General features: G+C 60.1%; 17 protein-coding genes. 10 read left to right on the top strand and 7 right to left on the bottom strand.

The window, feature by feature from the left end; all coding sequences use genetic code 11:
* Positions 1-62 precede the first annotated feature (62 nt).
* Positions 63-1,274, top strand: a complete 1,212-nt coding sequence (locus tag LJX92_RS26750; RefSeq protein ID WP_103734115.1) for an N-acetylmuramoyl-L-alanine amidase — start codon at positions 63-65, stop codon at positions 1,272-1,274.
* On the opposite strand, the gene LJX92_RS26745 is transcribed toward LJX92_RS26750, so the two are convergent.
* Complete coding sequence (locus LJX92_RS26745; protein WP_228309145.1) at positions 1,271-1,639, bottom strand: glutamine synthetase; 369 nt, start codon at positions 1,637-1,639, stop codon at positions 1,271-1,273. The two genes, LJX92_RS26750 and LJX92_RS26745, sit on opposite strands and share 4 nt — an antisense overlap.
* Positions 1,640-1,765: 126 nt before the next feature.
* Between LJX92_RS26745 and dksA the strand changes: the two genes are divergently transcribed.
* From dksA to LJX92_RS26725, 4 genes are read left to right on the top strand one after another with little or no spacing between them, the layout of a single operon-like run.
* Positions 1,766-2,170, top strand: a complete 405-nt coding sequence (dksA, locus tag LJX92_RS26740; protein WP_148853769.1) for an RNA polymerase-binding protein DksA — start codon at positions 1,766-1,768, stop codon at positions 2,168-2,170.
* A gap of 27 nt (positions 2,171-2,197) precedes the next feature.
* Positions 2,198-3,403, top strand: a complete 1,206-nt coding sequence (zigA, locus tag LJX92_RS26735) for a zinc metallochaperone GTPase ZigA (RefSeq protein WP_005792573.1) — start codon at positions 2,198-2,200, stop codon at positions 3,401-3,403.
* Positions 3,403-4,047: a DUF1826 domain-containing protein gene (locus LJX92_RS26730; RefSeq protein WP_032878648.1), complete on the top strand. Its 645-nt coding sequence runs from the start codon at positions 3,403-3,405 to the stop codon at positions 4,045-4,047. The genes zigA and LJX92_RS26730 overlap by 1 nt, the downstream gene beginning before the upstream one ends.
* Before the next feature lie 44 nt (positions 4,048-4,091).
* On the top strand, positions 4,092-5,054 hold the full coding sequence (locus tag LJX92_RS26725) for a CobW family GTP-binding protein (protein ID WP_103734118.1): 963 nt from the start codon (positions 4,092-4,094) through the stop codon (positions 5,052-5,054).
* Here LJX92_RS26725 and LJX92_RS26720 read toward each other — a convergent pair.
* On the bottom strand, positions 5,048-5,443 hold the full coding sequence (locus LJX92_RS26720) for a DUF3301 domain-containing protein (protein ID WP_005792570.1): 396 nt from the start codon (positions 5,441-5,443) through the stop codon (positions 5,048-5,050). The two genes, LJX92_RS26725 and LJX92_RS26720, sit on opposite strands and share 7 nt — an antisense overlap.
* A gap of 117 nt (positions 5,444-5,560) precedes the next feature.
* Between LJX92_RS26720 and pdxY the strand changes: the two genes are divergently transcribed.
* Entirely contained in the window at positions 5,561-6,433 is an 873-nt protein-coding gene (gene pdxY / locus LJX92_RS26715) for a pyridoxal kinase PdxY (protein ID WP_032878650.1), read from the top strand.
* Between the two features lie 26 nt (positions 6,434-6,459).
* Here the strand turns inward: pdxY and LJX92_RS26710 are convergent, their stop codons facing one another.
* Complete coding sequence (locus LJX92_RS26710) at positions 6,460-6,945, bottom strand: acyl-CoA thioesterase (RefSeq protein WP_003195747.1); 486 nt, start codon at positions 6,943-6,945, stop codon at positions 6,460-6,462.
* A gap of 292 nt (positions 6,946-7,237) precedes the next feature.
* Here LJX92_RS26710 and LJX92_RS26705 point away from each other — a divergent pair, with 292 nt between their 5' ends.
* On the top strand, positions 7,238-9,001 hold the full coding sequence (locus tag LJX92_RS26705) for a cation:proton antiporter (protein WP_005792568.1): 1,764 nt from the start codon (positions 7,238-7,240) through the stop codon (positions 8,999-9,001).
* Positions 9,002-9,017: 16 nt separating this feature from the next.
* On the opposite strand, the gene LJX92_RS26700 is transcribed toward LJX92_RS26705, so the two are convergent.
* The 3 genes from LJX92_RS26700 to uvrD form a co-directional block, all read right to left on the bottom strand.
* Positions 9,018-9,425 carry an SMI1/KNR4 family protein gene (locus LJX92_RS26700; protein ID WP_032878652.1) on the bottom strand — a complete coding sequence of 136 codons (408 nt, stop codon included), beginning with the start codon at positions 9,423-9,425 and terminating at the stop codon, positions 9,018-9,020.
* A gap of 135 nt (positions 9,426-9,560) precedes the next feature.
* The gene (locus tag LJX92_RS26695) at positions 9,561-10,430 is read right to left on the bottom strand and encodes a Tim44 domain-containing protein (protein ID WP_032878653.1); all 870 of its coding nucleotides are present in this window, start codon (positions 10,428-10,430) and stop codon (positions 9,561-9,563) included.
* Positions 10,431-10,703: 273 nt separating this feature from the next.
* On the bottom strand, positions 10,704-12,887 hold the full coding sequence (gene uvrD / locus LJX92_RS26690; RefSeq protein ID WP_032878654.1) for a DNA helicase II: 2,184 nt from the start codon (positions 12,885-12,887) through the stop codon (positions 10,704-10,706).
* A gap of 278 nt (positions 12,888-13,165) precedes the next feature.
* On the opposite strand from uvrD, the gene LJX92_RS26685 reads away from it, so the two are divergent.
* The 3 genes from LJX92_RS26685 to LJX92_RS26675 all read left to right on the top strand — a co-directional run bounded on the left by LJX92_RS26685 (position 13,166) and on the right by LJX92_RS26675 (position 17,478).
* A complete protein-coding gene (locus tag LJX92_RS26685) occupies positions 13,166-16,039 on the top strand; it encodes an EAL domain-containing protein (protein WP_032878655.1) in 2,874 nt (957 codons plus the stop codon).
* Between the two features lie 163 nt (positions 16,040-16,202).
* Positions 16,203-17,069, top strand: a complete 867-nt coding sequence (gene hexR, locus LJX92_RS26680) for a transcriptional regulator HexR (protein ID WP_003177007.1) — start codon at positions 16,203-16,205, stop codon at positions 17,067-17,069.
* 211 nt (positions 17,070-17,280) lie between these two features.
* Positions 17,281-17,478: a PA3496 family putative envelope integrity protein gene (locus LJX92_RS26675; protein ID WP_078822668.1), complete on the top strand. Its 198-nt coding sequence runs from the start codon at positions 17,281-17,283 to the stop codon at positions 17,476-17,478.
* Here LJX92_RS26675 and LJX92_RS26670 read toward each other — a convergent pair.
* Positions 17,408-18,382, bottom strand: coding sequence for a LysR family transcriptional regulator (locus LJX92_RS26670; RefSeq protein ID WP_032878656.1), 975 nt, complete (start codon positions 18,380-18,382; stop codon positions 17,408-17,410). The two genes, LJX92_RS26675 and LJX92_RS26670, sit on opposite strands and share 71 nt — an antisense overlap.
* Between the last annotated feature and the right edge of the window lie 111 nt (positions 18,383-18,493).

Raw genomic sequence — 18,493 nt, 5'->3', positions numbered from 1 at the left:
TCTGTCCCAGCCTTTGTTCAGTCCTGTCGAGTAGGGATGCTCCTTTATCTGCGGTATATGTCATGTACAGACGTCAGCTCCTTAACCTACTGCTTGTCAGCCCCTTGTTCACGTTGCCTTTGGGCGCCTACGCCACGCAGATCCGCAATGCGCGGCTGTGGCGTTCGGACGATAAGCTGCGGCTGGTGTTCGACCTTAGCGGCCCGGTGCAATACAAGACGTTCTCCCTGACGTCGCCGGACCGCCTGATCATCGACTTGAGTGGTGCCGGCCTCAGCGGCGACTTTTCCCAACTGGCGCTGAAGAACAGTGGGATTACCTCGATCCGCTCCGGGCATTTCGGCAAGAGCGATACGCGTATCGTCCTGGATTTGGTCGCGCCGATGCAGCTCAACAGTTTTGTGCTGCCGCCCCAGGATGGCCAAGGCCATCGCCTGGTACTGGACCTGACCAACGCCACGCACGCGCCCCGTCAAATCGCTGCTGACCCGGCGCCCTTGGTGGTGCCGGCGGACAAGGCACATCCCAAACGCGACATCATTGTGGTGGTTGACCCCGGCCATGGCGGCAAAGACCCGGGCGCCGTCGGCTCCAAGGGCCAGCGCGAAAAAGATGTGGTGCTGTCGATCGCCCAGTTGCTGGCGAAACGTTTGAAACGTGAAAAAGGTTTTGCCGTAAAGCTGGTGCGCAACGACGACTTCTTCGTACCGCTGCGCAAGCGCGTGGACATCGCCCGCAAGCACAAGGCCGATATGTTCATCTCGGTGCACGCCGACGCCGCGCCACGGCTTACTGCATCGGGCGCTTCGGTGTATGCGTTGTCGCAAGGCGGTGCCACCTCTGCCACGGCGCGGTTCATGGCCCAGCGCGAGAACGGCGCAGACCTCTTGGGCGCCACGACGTTACTCAATTTGAAGGACAAGGACCCGATGCTGGCCGGAGTAATCCTCGACATGTCCATGAACGCCACCATCGCCTCCAGCCTGCAACTGGGCAGCGCGGTATTGGGCAGCCTGCAAAGCATCACCAGCCTGCATCAGAAGCGGGTGGAACAGGCAGGGTTCGCGGTGCTCAAGTCACCGGACGTGCCTTCGATCCTGGTGGAGACCGGGTTTATCTCCAATGCACGGGACGCCCAGCGGCTGGTGACGGCGCGTCATCAACAAGCGGTGGCGGATCGGCTTTTTGAAGGGTTGAAACAGTACTTCCAGAAGAACCCGCCCATCAACAGTTACATGGCTTGGGTGCAGGAACAGCAGAAAACCCAGGCTTAACAGCCGTTCATTCGGTTACAGGTGAACTTGGCGCTGGCGCCGCCTGAACTGGAAAACCGGTTGATGGTGGTCCAGCCCACGCGACGTGTGTAGCCAACCCACGCCTCGCCATCCGATGCCAACCCGGTGAAGAACGTCAGTTGCCCGTAGCGGCTATTGGTCTGTGCCCAATAGCGTTTGCCGATCACTTCGAAACCGCGCAGGTAAGTGATGTTGCCCGCAGTCGCCACGCTGTAGGCATTGCCCAGCGGGTCCACGCAAGCCAGCAGGGTGGCGCTGCGGGTGCAGTTGGCCAACGGGCTTGGGACTTGGGCGCAGGCAGGTCCTGCGGTTGCCAATAGCAGGGCGCACAGCACGTATCTCATCGTGTTTCTCGGGGGGCGAAAGTGATCAAGCATTGCGCCCTTCGTCGTGAGGAGCAAGGGAAGTTGGCTTATTTGTATTGTTATACTATAACATAAATGCACAGCCCCACCCGTGAACCGTTTCCCATGACCGAACAAGAATTGCTGGCCCAACCGGCTGCTGACTACATGAATGAAGCCCAACAGCGCTTCTTCCGCGAGCTGCTGCTGGCTCAGCGCAATGAACTGCAAGCGCGTATCGACGCTGAGTTCCAGGCGCTGCGCGAGCAGGAAACCAATAGCGACCTGGCGGATATCGGCAGCGCTGAAGAGCAGCGCCAGTGGCAGTTGCGCCTACTGGAGCGGGAAAAAAAGCTGTTGGACAAGATCGACGATGCCCTGGAGCTGCTGGCCCGCGGTGAATACGGATGGTGCCGTGAAACCGGCGAGCCCATCGGCCTGCAACGCCTGCTGCTGCGCCCCACCGCAACCCTGTGTATCGAAGCCAAAGAACGTGAAGAGCTGCGCGAACGCCATAAACGGGCAGTTTGACCGGCCAACCCTGATGAGGAATACCTGATGCCCAATCGTCTCCCCGTGACCGTGTTGTCCGGCTTTCTCGGCGCCGGTAAAAGCACACTGCTCAACTATGTCCTGCGCAACCGCGACAACCTGCGGGTGGCGGTGATCGTCAACGACATGAGTGAAATCAACATCGACGGTAGCGAGGTGCAGCGCGACGTCACGCTCAATCGTGCCGAAGAAAAACTGGTGGAGATGAGCAACGGCTGCATCTGCTGCACCTTGCGTGAAGACTTGCTGGAAGAAGTCGCCAAGCTGGCCAAGGAAGGGCGTTTCGATTATCTGCTGATCGAATCCACCGGTATCTCCGAGCCGCTGCCCGTGGCCGAAACCTTCACCTTTCGCGATGAAAACGAGCAAAGCCTGGCCGACATTGCACGCCTGGACACCATGGTTACCGTGGTCGATGGCATGAACTTTCTGCTCGACTACCAGGCCGCCGAAAGCCTGGCTTCCCGCGGCGAAACCCTGGGCGAAGAAGATGAGCGCTCCATCACTGACCTGCTGATCGAGCAGATCGAATTCGCCGACGTCATCCTGATCAGCAAGATCGACCTGATCAGCAGCCGCGAGCGTGAGGAATTGATGGCCATCCTCGAGCGCCTCAACGCCCAGGCGGAAATAATCCCGATGGTCATGGGCGAGGTGGCGCTGCACAAGATCCTCAACACCGGCCGTTTCGACTTCGAACGCGCTGCCCAGGCGCCGGGTTGGTTGCAGGAGCTGCGCGGTGAGCATGTACCGGAAACCGAAGAATACGGTATTGCCTCCACCGCTTACCGTGCGCGCCGCCCCTTCCATCCACAGCGGTTTTTCGACTTTATCGATCGCCCTTGGGTGAACGGCAAACTGTTGCGCTCCAAGGGCTTCTTCTGGTTGGCCAGCAAACATCAGGACGCCGGCAGTTGGTCCCAGGCTGGTGGCTTGATGCGCCATGGCTTTGCCGGACGCTGGTGGCGCTTTGTGCCCAAAAGCCAATGGCCCCAGGACGAGGAAAGCGTGGCGGCGATCATGGGCAACTGGCAACTGAGCACGGGGGACTGCCGCCAGGAGCTGGTGTTTATCGGGCAAAACATCGACTTCAACCTGATGCGTGCGGAACTGGATGCCTGCTTGCTCAATGATGAAGAAATGGCCCTGGGTGTCGAAGGTTGGCGCCAGCTGCCTGATCCTTTCGGCCCTTGGTATGAGCAGGTCGCCTGATGCTGGCCCCGGTTATCCCCCTGCGCCCCGTGATCCGCCAGACGTGTGGGCAAACTCCGTTGGCACTGTCCGATATCCTCGAAGATGGCGTCAACCTGGCGCTGTGGCAACGTCAGTTGCCCCTGCATATCGCCGAGTTCGGCGCCTTGCTGGTGGCGCTCAATGAGCCGCTCGCCGAATCCCTGGTGATTGAGCTCGACAACGAGGACGCTGTGCCGAACTTGCAGGGCCTGGCATCCAGTTGTCGCGATCTTGAGGGTTACGAAGGTTTTATCGCCGATGTGTCATGGCTGGTCAGTGCATTTGCCTGCCTGCTCGGCGCCAAGCGTATTGGCGTACGTTTGCGGCTGTTGGACAAGGCCATGTGCCCGCGTTTTCACGTTGATCATGTGCCGGTTCGGCTGATCACCACCTATGCCGGTATCGGCAGCCAATGGTTGCGCGAAGGTGTGATGGATCGCCGCAAACTGAGCCAGGCGGACGCCGAACCTACCGAGCGTATCGAGCAGATCCACTGCGGTGAGGTGGCGCTGCTCAAGGGCACCAAATGGCACGGTAACGAAGGGCATGGCCTGATCCATCGTTCGCCAGCGCTCAAGGCCGATGAGCGCCGGTTGATCCTGACGCTGGATTGGCTGGCGTAACCGCGTAGGATCAAACGCTCTACACGGCCAGAATGATGTTTCCAATGTTGCAGAACATACCAACCCATGTGATTGCCGGCCCATTGGGCGCCGGCAAGACCAGCCTGATCAAGCACCTGCTCGCTCAGCGCCCGGCCAACGAGCGTTGGGCGGTGCTGATCAACGAATTTGGCCAGATCGGCCTGGACGCTGCCTTGTTGACTCAAGACGCTGACGGCGTCGCCTTGGGCGAGGTAGCGGGTGGCTGCCTGTGCTGTGTGAATGGTGCACCGTTCCAGGTAGGCCTGGGCCGTTTGCTGCGTAAGGCCAAACCGGATCGGCTGTTTATCGAACCTTCGGGTTTGGGTCATCCCGCGCAGTTGCTCAAACAACTACGGGAAGCGCCATGGCAAGACGTGCTGGCCGTGCAGCCCAGCGTGCTGGTGCTGGATGCCCAGGCGTTGGCAGCAGGCAAGCCCTTGCCGCAGGCGCAGCAAGCGGCGCTGGCAAGTGCTGGCCTGCTGGTGTTGAACAAGGATGAGGCCCTGAATGCCGCGCAGCGTCAGGCGATTGAACGGCAGTTACCCGATTGCGCGATTTACTGGACACGCCAGGCTCAGCTGCCAATCGACCAGTTGCCGGGCTTGAATGCGCAGGCCCAAGCGGCTGTGGATAACTTGGCGGCGCCTGAAGGCCTCGCGCAAATGCCGGCCATCTGGAGCGATCCTGCCTTGCCCATCTGTTTGAGCCAGGGCCAGGAGGGGGGGTGGAGTATCGGCTGGCGATGGCACCCCAGCCAGCAATTTGATGTCAGCCGTCTGCATCGCTGGCTATCAAGCCTCGACTGGCATCGTGCCAAACTGGTTATCCACAGCGGCGAAGACTGGGTCTCGGCCAACGCTGTGGATAACAGCGTTTTAACCTGGCAACCTAGCGAATGGCGACGGGATTCACGTATCGAATTGATCTTCAGCGAACCACGGGACGTGGCCGCATTGCAGGCGGCGCTGGCAGCCTGCCGCTACTGACGGTTCTTGGTGGCGTGGTCCTGGCGCCATTGGCTCAATTCGATCACTTCGGCGCTAGGCAGTGGCTCCTTGGCTTCGAACGGGTAGGGTGCCAGTTCGATCTGCGCACTGTGGGCGCCGAATTGGGTGATCGTCCCGGCATGGCGGGTCTCCCCGGTCACGGTGAATTCGAAATTATAGACGCGTGCCAGGCGCCGCCGGCCATTGGCATCCTTGACGAAACCAATGCGTTTGAGCGCAACCGCACCATCGAGCAATTCGATATCAAGCTTGGCGCAATGCTGCTTGACCCGCTCCAGTGCCCGCTCACGCAGGCCGTGGTTGTGCCAAACCCAGGCGGCGCCAGTCGCCAGCAGCATCAGCACGAAGATGTTTCCCAGGGTCAGCATTCCATGAACTCCAACAAAGTGAGAGCAGCTTAACTGCGTCGCCGGTCTGTCGTACAGGCTGCGTTTAGTCGCATACTGCGCGGCCAGAATTTCAACGGCTTTACGGAAATCTCCCGCATGAAACGCACACCTCATCTGCTTGCGATCCAGTCTCATGTGGTCTTTGGCCACGCCGGAAACAGCGCCGCCGTGTTCCCCATGCAGCGTGTGGGAGTGAATGTCTGGCCGCTCAATACGGTGCAGTTCTCCAACCACACTCAGTATGGACAGTGGGCGGGCGAAGTGTTGGCGCCGCAGCAAATTCCGGCCCTGGTAGAAGGCATTGCCGCGATTGGTGAGCTGGGCAACTGTGACGCGGTGCTGTCCGGCTACCTGGGCAGCGCCGATCAGGGCCGTGCAATCCTTAGCGGCGTGGCCCGTATCAAAGCGATCAATCCGAAGGCGCTGTACCTGTGCGACCCGGTGATGGGCCACCCGGAAAAGGGTTGCATCGTGCCCCAGGAGGTCAGCGATTTCCTGCTCGATGAGGCTGCGGCCATGGCAGATTTCCTGTGCCCCAACCAACTGGAACTGGACAGCTTTGCCGGGCGCAAGCCGCAATCGCTGTTTGATTGCCTGGCCATGGCCAAGGCGTTGCTGGCCCGCGGGCCCAAAGCGGTGCTGGTCAAGCACCTGGATTACCCAGGCAAACTGCCGGAAGGTTTTGAAATGCTGTTGGTGACGGCTGAGGGCAGTTGGCACTTGCGTCGGCCACTGCTGGCGTTCCCGCGTCAGCCGGTGGGCGTGGGCGACCTGACGTCGGGCCTGTTCCTGGCGCGGGTGCTGTTGGGCGATAGCCTGGTGGCAGCCTTTGAATTCACCGCCGCAGCGGTGCATGAAGTGCTACTGGAGACCCAGGCCTGCGCCAGTTATGAACTGGAACTGGTGCGGGCCCAGGACCGTATTGCCCACCCTCGTGTGCGCTTCGAAGCCACACCGATCAGTTTGTAAGCACAGGGAGCCCGTGGGTTTACAAATTACGGCGCGTCGGCTTTGATCTCCCGGTAACGCTTTTCCAGCTCCTGACGAATCTGCCGACGCTGCTGGGCCTGCACAAAGCGGCGCTTGTCCTCGCTGTTCTGCGGTTGCAGCGGCGGCACGGCGGCAGGTTTGCGCTGGTCGTCCACGGCCACCATGGTAAAGAAACAGCTGTTGGTATGGCGCACCGAGCGTTCACGGATGTTCTCGGTCACCACCTTGATGCCCACTTCCATCGACGTATTGCCGGTGTAGTTGACCGACGCGAGGAAAGTCACCAGTTCACCGACATGGATCGGTTCGCGAAAAATCACCTGGTCCACCGACAGCGTGACCACATAACGACCGGCATAACGGCTGGCGCAGGCGTAGGCCACTTCGTCGAGGTACTTGAGCAGCGTGCCGCCGTGGACATTGCCTGAGAAGTTGGCCATGTCAGGGGTCATCAGTACCGTCATCGACAGCTGGGCGTTTCCGGGTTCCATAGCACACTCACGGGTTGTAGGCATTGGTTGGGGGGAGGGCACCTCTGCGGGTGCTGGAGTCTTTGCAGCGCCATCCCTAACGGGACGCTGGTGGGCAGCTTGCCGTCACGCGTGCATCGATCTGTTTCCATATATTGCACCGGCTTTTCAGCAGAAGTCGCGGTGTTAACCTTCAAAAGCCCATCTCAGGGCATTTCTTACGATCAAGGCAGACTTTTCCTTCCGCTCTTTGCGACCGTACAAAGGCGGCCGGAAGTGGGAAAAGCGCTGGTACCTCAAGGAGTCCCTCGCCATGCACGCCATCAGCTTTATCCAGGACCTGGCCGTGATCATGCTGGTGGCAGGGGTTGTGACCATCCTGTTTCACCGCCTCAAGCAGCCGGTGGTGCTCGGCTACATCGTCGCTGGCTTTATTATCGGGCCGCATACCCCGCCGTTTGGCCTGATCCACGATGAAGACACGATCAAGACCCTGGCTGAGCTAGGGGTGATTTTCCTGATGTTCTGCCTGGGCCTGGAGTTCAGCCTGCGCAAGCTGTTCAAGGTGGGCGCCACGGCGTTTATCGCGGCCTTCCTGGAAATCGTCCTGATGATCTGGATCGGCTATGAGATTGGCCGCTGGTTCGACTGGAGCACCATGGACTCGCTGTTCCTCGGCGCGATCCTGGCGATCTCCTCGACCACCATCATCGTCAAGGCCCTCAATGACCTGAAGATGAAAGACCAGCGTTTCGCCCAGCTGATTTTCGGGGTATTGATCGTCGAGGACATTCTCGGCATCGGCATCATTGCCCTGCTGTCGAGCATCGCCGTCAGTGGCACGGTCAGCTCAGGCGAAGTGTTCTCCACGGTCGGCAAACTCTCACTGTTCATGATCGTCGCGCTGGTGATCGGCATTTTGCTGGTGCCGCGCCTGCTGGCCTACGTAGCCAAGTTTGAAAGCAACGAAATGCTGCTGATCACCGTATTGGGCCTGTGTTTCGGCTTCTGCCTGCTGGTGGTGAAGCTGGAGTACAGCATGGTGCTCGGCGCCTTCCTGATTGGCGCGATCATGGCTGAATCCCGTCAGTTGATTAAGATTGAGCGCTTGATCGAACCCGTTCGCGACATGTTCAGCGCGATCTTCTTTGTGGCAATTGGCTTGATGATCGACCCGCAGATCTTGCTGCAATACGCGTGGCCGATCGCCGTGATCACCGTGGCTGTGGTACTGGGCAAAATGCTCTCCTGTGGCCTGGGCGCTTTTATCGCGGGCAATGATGGTCGTACTTCGTTGCGGGTCGGTATGGGGCTGTCACAGATTGGCGAATTTTCTTTCATCATCGCAGCGCTGGGGATGACTTTGCAGGTGACCAGCGACTTCCTGTACCCGGTGGCCGTGGCTGTTTCGGCAATCACGACCTTGCTCACCCCCTACCTGATTCGCGGGGCTGACCCGCTGTCGTTGAAGATCGCAGCGGTAATGCCCAAGCGCATGAGCCGGGTATTCGGACTGTATGGCGAATGGCTGCGCAGCATCCAGCCCCAGGGCGAGGGTGCAATGCTGGCGTCGATGATCCGCAAGATCATCCTGCAAGTCGGGGTGAATCTGGCACTGGTGATCGCGATCTTCTTCGCCGGCAGTTTTTTCGCGGCGCGCATCGGCGGGTATCTGGAAGGCTGGATCAGTGATCAGAGCTGGCAGAAGGCGTTGATCTGGGGCGGGGCGCTGCTGTTGTCGCTGCCGTTCCTGATTGCGGCGTATCGCAAGCTCAAGGCACTGTCGATGTTGCTGGCCGAGATGAGTGTGAAGCCGGAGATGGCCGGGCGGCATACCCAGCGTGTGCGAAGGGTGATCGCGGAGCTGATTCCGCTGCTCTCGCTGCTGGTGATCTTCCTGCTACTGGCAGCCTTGTCGGCCAGCATTCTGCCGACCAACAAGTTGCTGGTGCTGATCGCCGTGGTCACGGCGGCAGTGGCTGCGGTGCTCTGGCGCTGGTTTATCCGGGTGCATACGCGGATGCAGGTGGCCTTGTTGGAAACATTAGATAACCACAAGGATACGCCGGAGCACTAAAGGTTGGGTGTGGGACTCAGCTTTCCAGCCAGACGTCCCGCGCCCAGTGCCACACCGATTCCCAGGATTCTTCGGTGACGATTTCTTCTTCGCCAGACCACAGCACCACGGTGCCGTCTTCTTCGACGCAGTAGTAGTCGTCACCGTCTTGGCAGATTGGGATCAGCTCACGAGGTACACCAAGGTCCCAGGCGTTTGCAGCCACTTCAGGCAGGTAGGTATGGGAGCCCGGGTCAGTAATGGTCACTGGCTCCAAGCTGCCGTACACCACATCACTGACGGTCAGCAGGAATTCCTTAAAGACGAACGGAATATTGATGAACAGCTGTTCTTCAACTTCCACCAGTTGGTCTTCGTCAGGCAGCTCCAAAGGAACCGGGACCGGTTCGTTGGCTTCACGCAATTGTTCGATGATTTCTTCCACGGCCGGGATCCTCTTGCTAGATGGCGCGGTTTATAGGGGCGTTTTATACAGTAGCTCGCTATAAGTGCAACCGTGAAATAGAAAACCCCGGACATGTCCGGGGTTTTTGTTACCGCTTGCTCAAACGCGTGAGTATCAGCTGTTCTGGCGGATACCGGCGACCAGCCATGGCTGGTTCTCGCCCTGAGCACGTTCCATGTTCCAGCTTTCGCTGAACACTTCGCCCTGGTCGAAACGCGACGACTTCGACACGCCGCTGAAGGTCAGGGTGGCGATAGTCTTGTCGGCACGATCATCCACACCTTCAAGCTGTACGCGCAGGTCGTCGATGTAGGTCGACTGGAACGCATCGCCGATCTCGGCGCGTTCGCGCTTGAGGAACTCCAGCAGTTGCGGAGTCACGAACTCGGCAATCTTGTCCATTTCGTTAGCGTCCCAGTGCTGTTGCAGGGACTGGAAGTGGCTGCGGGCCGCTTCGACGAAACGCTCTTCGTTGAACCAGGCCGGAGCATTGATCACCGGACGGGCGGCGGCAGGTGCTGCCGAACCACCGAAGATCGAACCCATGGCTGGCTTCTGCTCGAACACTTCACGCTGCATCGGCGCGCCGGCTGGAGCAAGGTGCTCCTGCTGCTTGCGGCGACGGGCAGCGATAAAGCGGAAGATCACAAAAGCGATGACGGCCAGGATCAGGATGTCGAAGATCTGCATGCCCTGGAAGCCGCCGCCCATGAACATGGACGCGAGCAGGCCACCGGCGGCGATACCGGCCAGAGGGCCCAACCAGCGCGAAGCACCGCCGGCCTTGGCAGCAGCGCCAGCCGCACCGGCTGCACCCGCAGTTGCGGCAGCACCGCCGGCACCGGCGGAGGGAGCCATTTGACTGGTTTGGTGAGTCGGCGCTGCGCCAGAGCTTTTGCCGCCACCGAAGCGTTTGGCGTTGGCGTCCAGGCTCATCGTCAAGCCGATGCACAACGCCATGGCGATGCTAAGAAAACGTTTCATAAAGGGAATTCCCATTTGTGGATTGCACGCGCGCCATGTTGCACAGGTGTCGTGGCAGTGGCTAGCGGCATAATGTTTCGGGCTTTTGCGTAAGACCAAATCCGAAGGGTCTGTAGGACTAACTACAGATATTGGCCCGTGCTCTTCTAAAACAAGGGTGGGCCAATAATCTTCATGTTACGCAGTGTTTCTTGTGGCGAGGGAGCTTGCTCCCGCTGGGCTTCGCAGCAGCCCCAAAAAACGGGCGAGCTGCCTCGCCACAAACAGCTCGCTTCAGACCGCTTCGAGCTTCGCGTAACCCATCATCAGCCACTTGCTGCCTTCGGCGAAGTTCACCTGCACCCGGGCCTGTGCACCGGCGCCTTCGAAATTGAGGATCACACCTTCGCCGAAGATCGCATGTTTGACCTGCTGGCCAAGGCTGAACGGGGTTTCAGGAATCTCGGAACCGGCAAACATAGTGCTGGAGTTCTGCTGCTGGCCGCCCCCGAACGGGCGACTGACGCTGTTGGACAGGCGCACTTCCTGGATCAAGCCTTTCGGCACTTCACGTACGAAACGCGACACCTTGTTGTAGGTCTCGCTGCCATACAGGCGCCGGGTCTCCGCGTAGGTCATCACCAGGTTCTGCATTGCCCGGGTAATGCCCACGTAGGCCAGGCGGCGCTCTTCTTCAAGGCGGCCGGGCTCTTCCAGGCTCATCTTGTGGGGGAACAGGCCTTCTTCCATGCCCACCAGGAACACATAGGGGAATTCCAGGCCCTTGGCGCTGTGCAAGGTCATCAACTGGATGCTGTCTTCATGCTCATCGGCCTGGGTATCGCCGGCTTCCAGTGATGCATGACCCAGGAAGGCGGCGAGCGGCGTCAGCTCTTCATCTTCCTCGGTGTTTTCAAAGGCGCGGGCAGCGCTGACCAGTTCCTCAAGGTTTTCTACCCGGGCCTGGCCTTTCTCGCCTTTTTCCGCCTCGTGGTAGGCGATCAGGCCGGACTGCTCGATCACGGTCTGGGTCATCAGGTGCAGGGGCATTTCTGCGCACTTGGCGGCCAGGTTCTCGATCAGCTCGACAAACACACCCAGCGCCCCGGCCGCACGGCCGGTCAAGCCTTTGTTGGCGATGAGCAAACGCATGGCTTCCCACATCGACACATCGGCATGGCGTGCATGGTCGCGGATCGCTTCAACGGTTTTCTCGCCAATGCCGCGGGCCGGGATATTGATCACCCGCTCCAGCGCCGCGTCGTTACCACGGCCTTCGAGCAAGCGCAGGTAGGCCATGGCGTTCTTGATTTCGGCACGTTCGAAGAAACGCTGGCCGCCGTAGATGCGGTACGGGATACGCTCGCGCAGCAAGGCTTCTTCCAGCACCCGCGATTGGGCGTTGGAGCGGTACAGAATCGCGATATCGCTACGGGCCAGCCCGGTTTTCAGCGCGCTTTCGATGGTTTCCACCACGTAGCGTGCTTCATCGTGTTCGTTGAACGCGGCATACAGGTTGATCGCTTCGCCTTCGCCGCCATCGGTCCACAGCTCTTTGCCCAGGCGCCCGGTGTTGTTGGCGATCAAGGCGTTGGCGGCCTTGAGGATCCCGGCGGTGGAGCGGTAGTTCTGCTCCAGACGGATGGTCACCGCGTCCGGGAAGTCCTCGGAATACTGATAGATATTCTCGATTTTCGCGCCGCGCCAGCCGTAGATCGACTGGTCGTCATCACCCACCACCATGAGGCTGTCGCCGCCCTTGGCCAGCAGGCGCAACCAGGCGTACTGCACGGCGTTGGTGTCCTGGAACTCGTCCACCAGGATGTGGCGGAAGCGCTTCTGGTAATGGGCCAACAAACCGGGGTTGTCACGCCACAGGTCCAGCGCGCGCAGTAACAGTTCGGAGAAGTCGATCACGCCGGCGCGTACGCAGGCCGCCTCGTAGGCTTCATAAATGCTGCGCATGGTGGCCAGGAACAGGTCGCCGCTGGCCTGGATATGTTGCGGGCGCAGGCCCTCGTCTTTCTGGCCGTTGATAAACCACTGGGCCTGACGCGCCGGCCAGCGTTGTTCATCCAGGCCCAGTTCGCGGATCACCCGTTTGACCAGGCGTTGCTGGTCATCGCTGTCGAGGATCTGGAAGGTCTGGCTCAGCCCCGCTTCCTGCCAATGGGCTCGCAACAGGCGGTGCGCCAGGCCGTGGAAGGTACCCACCCACATGCCGGCCGGGCTGATGCCCATCAACTGCTCGATGCGATGGCGCATCTCGGCAGCGGCCTTGTTGGTGAAGGTCACCGACAGGATGGAATGCGGGGACGCGTTTTCGACCTGGATCAACCAGGCGATACGGTGCACCAGCACTCGGGTTTTACCGGAGCCAGCACCGGCCAGGACCAACTGACGGCCAACGGGGGCCGCTACGGCCTGGCGTTGGGCATCGTTGAGGGAGTTCAGCAAAAGAGAGAGATCATCGCGCATCGACGCATTCTATGGGCCTAAAGGGGCTCGGGCAAATCCCAATGCCCGGTGGTCGACGCAAAACACTTCGCACACCACCCAGCGGGCAAAATTCTGTCGTGCGGGATGACCGGTTGGTCATGGGCCGCAGCCCGCGCCGCGTCTTGCTCGAGCTGTCTGGGCCAAAGGTTTGCGGCCCATTGCAGGCGGTTTTTTATGACGTGGGGCAGTTTGGCCCAGGCGCTTGCTTGTGTATGCTCCGTCGACGTTTCGGGCTCACCATTATAAGAACATCGCCTATGACCCTTAGCACTGATCTGTTTGGCCCCTCAGTGGCGCCCGCGCAGGTCATCCGCAAACACTATGCAACCCAAATGGCGGTCGAGCGCACACGCCTGCTGTATCAGGGCTCGTTGCTGCCGACGCTGCTGATGCTGGTCAATGGCCTGGTCTGCGCCTGGTTGCTGTGGAATCCCGAGCACTACCTGCTCGACAGTCTCTGGTTGCTCTGGTTACTCGCTCTGGTGGCGATGCGCGTGATCCAGGTGGCGGCTTTTGATTCGGCCATGCCCAGCCGCCAGGCCCAACCGGTGTGGCGGCGTATGTTCATGCTCGGCTCAGCGGTCAGCGGCCTGACCCTGTCCATTGCCGCCATCGCCCTGGTACCCGCCGACAGTTTCATGCATCAGGCCTGGGTGTTCGGCCTGATCGGCGCCGCTACCTTGTCGGCCAGCGTGGCCTATGCCGTGAGCCTTTGGGCCTTCCTGTCATTTGCCTTGCCCTGCCTGTTGCCGGCCATTATTTATCTTTTCTGCAATGGCACCCCACAGCAGCAGGGCTGGGGCGTGCTTGGCCTGATCCTGCTGGCGTCCCTGAGCCTGGTGGCGTGGCAGGTCAACCGCTTGATCCAGCGCGGGCTGTTGCGTCGCTTCCAGAACCAGGCCCTGATCGAGCACCTGCAGCAGGCCCGGCAGCGCAGTGAGCAGCTGAACCTGGAGCTGGTGCGTGAAGTCGAGCAGCGCCGCCAGGTCGAGCAGGACCTGCGCGAAGCCCAAATCGGCCTGCAAGACCGCGTGGCGCAACGCAGCCAGGAACTGGATGCCGCCAGCCTCGCCCTCAATACCAGCGAAGCGCGCCTGGCCATGGCCCTGCAAGCCAGTGAACTGGGCCTGTGGGACTGGAACCTGCAAACCGACGAAGTCCATCACACTCAGCTCAAGGAGCTGTTCGGCCTGGAGCCTGAATACGTCAAGGCGATGCTCAGCCACCTCAAGCCGCGCCTGCACCCCGACGACCTGCCATTGCTCAAGCACGCGCTAGTGGAGCACTTGAAAGGTCGCAGTGAGGATTATCAGGTGGAATACCGGATACGTCATGGCGATGGACATTGGATGTGGATCCAGGACCGTGGGCGTGCGGTAGAACGTGCGCCCAATGGCCGCGTCGTGCGGATGCTCGGCACGCGCCGCGACATCAGTGCCAGCAAGGCGCTGGAAGAACAGCAACGGCTCGCCTCGACGGTGTTCGAGGCGGCCAGCGAAGGCATCGTGATCCTTGATCCCGAGTACGCGCTGATCGCGGTGAACCAAGCGTTCAGCCGTGTCACCGGTTTTGACATCGACGACATGCTTGGTCGCAATGTCGTGGAGCTGCCCAGCAGTCGCGATGCGCGGCGCCACTTCCCGATGATCCGCCAGGCCCTGCTCAGCCATGGCACCTGGCAGGGCGAGCTGGTAGAAACGCGCAAGAACGGCGAGCTCTACCCGCAGTGGCTGCAATTGAATGTGGTGCGCGATGTTCGGGGAAACGTCAGTCATATTGTAGGCTTTTTCGCCGATCTGTCGGCACGGCGCGAATCCGAAGAACGTATGCGCTACCTTACTCACTATGACGAGCTGACCGGCCTGGCCAACCGTTCGCTGTTTCGCGAACGGCTGCACGAAGCCCATCAACGCGTGCGCCAGGGCGGGCGCAGCCTGGCGCTGCTGCATATAAACCTGGACCGTTTCAAGTTGCTCAATGACAGCCTGGGCCATGAAGTGGCCGACCAGTTGTTACAGAAAATGGCCCGGCGTTTGATCAATGCGCTGCCCGAAGCCGACACCATTGCGCGCTTGTCCGGCGATGAGTTCGCGGTGCTGTTCGATGCCTACGGCAATTTGTCGAGCCTGGCGCGCGTGGCGACGCGGCTGTTGGCGAAACTGCGGGTACCGGTAACGGTGGAGGGGCACGAACTGGTGGTCAGTGCTTCTATGGGGGTCAGCTTGCTGCCGGATAATGCGCGGGAGATCTCTGCGTTGGTCAGCCAATCGAATATGGCCATGCAGCACGCCAAGCATCTGGGCGGCAATAATTTCCAGTTTTACACCGACAGTTTGCAAGCCAGCACCCTGGAGCGTCTGCAGTTGGAAAACCACCTGCGCAAAGCGATCGAGGAGCGCCATCTGAGCGTGTTCTACCAGCCGAAGTTGTGCCTGGCGACCGGCAAGCTGAATGCCGCCGAGGCGCTGATTCGCTGGGAGCATCCGCAGTGGGGCATGGTGCCGCCGGGGGACTTTATCGGCCTGGCTGAAGAAACCGGCTTGATCGTGCCGTTGGGAGAGTTCGTGCTGCGCCAGGCGTGCCGGCAAGCTTGCGAGTGGCAGCGCCAGGGGCTGGCGCCGATTCGCGTGTCGGTGAACCTGTCGGTGCATCAGCTGCGTCAGGGCAAGCTGGTCAGCCTGGTGCGTCAGGTTCTGGAAGAGACCGGGCTGGACCCGCAATACCTTGAGTTGGAACTCACCGAAAGCCAGTTGCTCGATAGCGTTGAGCACATCATCGCCACTTTCCAGCAGTTGCGTGACCTGGGGGTGAAGCTGGCCATCGACGATTTTGGCACCGGTTATTCGTCCCTCAGTTACCTCAAGCGTATTCCTGTGGATTACGTGAAGATCGACCAGGCCTTTATCCGTGGTCTCGGTCAGGCGCGTGAGGATGCCGCTATCACGCGGGCGATCATCGCCATGGCCCATGGGCTGGCGCTCAAGGTGGTGGCCGAGGGCGTGGAGGATCAGCAGCAGCTGGATTTTCTGCGCGGTGAACAGTGCGATGAGGTGCAGGGTTATCTGATCAGCCCGCCAATGCACGCCGAAGGGCTGGCGGATTTGTTACGCAAAAATGCAGATTTTTCTTAACGCCGCGTTGGCCGCCTTTATGGCTACATGGCGTCTGCCTGCTGAAACCAGAGGGGAGCAGGGCGATTTAGTGATGCATCGAACGGGCAAAACGACAATTCTTGTAGTATAACTACAAGCTTGCTACATCCCTGGCACCTGCCAATAACAAGAGTCCTGCCCTTTGAACCTGTTGCAACATATCGCCCAGTCGCGCCACCTGTTACGCAAATCGGAACTCAAGGTTGCCGATCATGTGCTGCTTGACCCTGCGGCCGTGATGCACAGTTCCATGGCCGATCTGGCTCACAGCGTGGGTATCAGCGAGCCGACCATCGTGCGCTTCTGCCGCGCCATTGGTTGCTCCGGGTTTCAGGATTTGAAACTCAAGCTGGCGCAAAGCCTGGCGGCCGGCGCAAGCTTCGGCCAGTTTGCCATCCATGAAGACGACTCCGTCGCCGACTACAGCCTGAAAATCTTCGACACCACCCTGCACACCCTGATGGAAGTGCGCGAGAAGCTCGACCCGGTGGAGCTGCAAAAGGCTGTGACCGCGATGTCCCAGGCCCAGCGCGTCGAGTTCTATGGCTTTGGCGCTTCCGGCGCGGTGGCTGCCGATGCCCAGCACAAATTCTTCCGTCTGCTGCTGACGGCCGCGGCCTACAGCGACCCGCACATGCAGGCGATGTCGGCAGTGACGTTGAAGCCCACTGACGTGGCCATCTGTATTTCCCAGTCCGGTCGCTCCAAAGACCTGCTGATCACCGCCAACCTGGTGCGTGAAAGCGGCGCTTCGCTGATCACCCTGTGCCCGAGCCAGACGCCATTGGCGGAGCTGTCCACGGTTAACCTGGCGATCGACGTGCATGAAGACACCGAAATCTACACACCGCTGACCTCGCGTATTGCCCACCTGGTGGTGATCGACGTGTTGGCGATGGGCGTGGCGATGGCTCGCGGCCCGAGTCTGGTCAACCACCTCAAGAGCGTTAAACGCAGTTTGCGCAGCCTGCGTCTGTCACCCAAGTCCGTCAAAGCCCTCGACGACTAAATACCTGCACACAGAACTCAATGTGGGAGGGGGCTTGCTCCCGATAGCAGTAGGTCAGTCAATGAGTCTGTGACTGAAACTCCGCTATCGGGAGCAAGCCCCCTCCCACATTAGATTCTCCATGCATCCAGAATCTTCATGAGGCTGTCATCCCCCCGTCATCCGTCGCGCCCATCCTGTACTCCCCCGTACTCGCATTGGGAGACTCCACATGACTCGGCATTACGAAGACAGCAACAGCACCGTCAAGACCCGTCGTCAGCAGGAAGACCAGCGCCGCATGGCGTTCCGTCGCGCCATCGAAGACCGTTGCGAAGAGCGCCAGTTGCTCCAGAGCATCAGTGACTACCCGGAACTCCATTGGCAGGCACCCGTGGCTGCCCAGCGAAACGCTCAGCCAGTGCGCTGATCTGCACCCGTTCGCTGCGGATAAAGCCCAGGAACGCATGGGCCACCGGTGACAGGCGTTTGGCCTTGGCCTGCACCAGGCACCAACTGCGGTACAGCGGCAGTTCTTCCACCGGCAGCTCTTTGAGCCCGCCGGTGGCCAGTTCCAGATTCAAGGCGTGGCGCGTCAGCAGCGCCACACCCAAACCTGCGACCACGCACTCTCGTTGCGCCTCGGCCGAGGCCACTTCCACGGTCTGTGTGAAGTGCACGCGTTTTTCCTTGAAGTACTCTTCGCACGCCAGCCGCGTGCCGGAACCCGGCTCGCGGATAAGTAGCGTGTAAGGCTCCAGGTCTTGCAGGCGCAGCGGCCCTTGCAGGCTCAACGGATGATCCGGCAGCGCCACCGCGACAATTGGATTATTGAGAAACGGCAGGAATTCCAGGCCCATGTCCTGGGGCACCATGGACATGATCACCAGATCATCGCGGTTATCCGAAAGCCTGCGGATTACCTGGGCACGATTGACCACGGTCAGGTGCAGTTGCACTTCCGGGTGCTGGCGCTTGAAAGCCGCAAACAGGTGCGGCACGAAGTACTTGGCGCTCGATTCCACCGCCAGCTTCAGTTGGCCCTGCAATGAGCCCTGCATATCCGATAGCTGCATATCGAGGTTTTCCAGACGCCCGAAAATATCGCGACTGGCCCGTTGCAGGGCTTCGGCGGCCTCGGTCATGTAGAGCTTCTTGCCGACGTAGTCGAACAGCGGTTGGCCGATCAGTTCTTCCAGCTGGCGGATTTGCAGGCTGACGGCCGGTTGCGTGAGGGACATTTCCTCGGCGGCACGGCTGTAAGAGCGCAAATCGCACACCTCATGAAAGATCTGAAGTTGCCTTAATGTCAGCCTCATCAACGACTTACGCATTATTTATTCCCTCTCGGCCCTGGCCATACCGGCAACTATAAGTCTTTCCTTATGCATGACCCAATAATTATTGATTTTTGTTAATCCCTTGGCGGGCTTAGTGTGTGTCTC

This window comes from Pseudomonas sp. HN8-3 (assembly GCF_020790195.1).
GTDB lineage: Bacteria > Pseudomonadota > Gammaproteobacteria > Pseudomonadales > Pseudomonadaceae > Aquipseudomonas > Aquipseudomonas synxantha_A.
The sequence above is the reverse complement of the archived record's forward strand: the minus strand, read 5'-3'. Positions and strand labels throughout refer to the sequence as shown.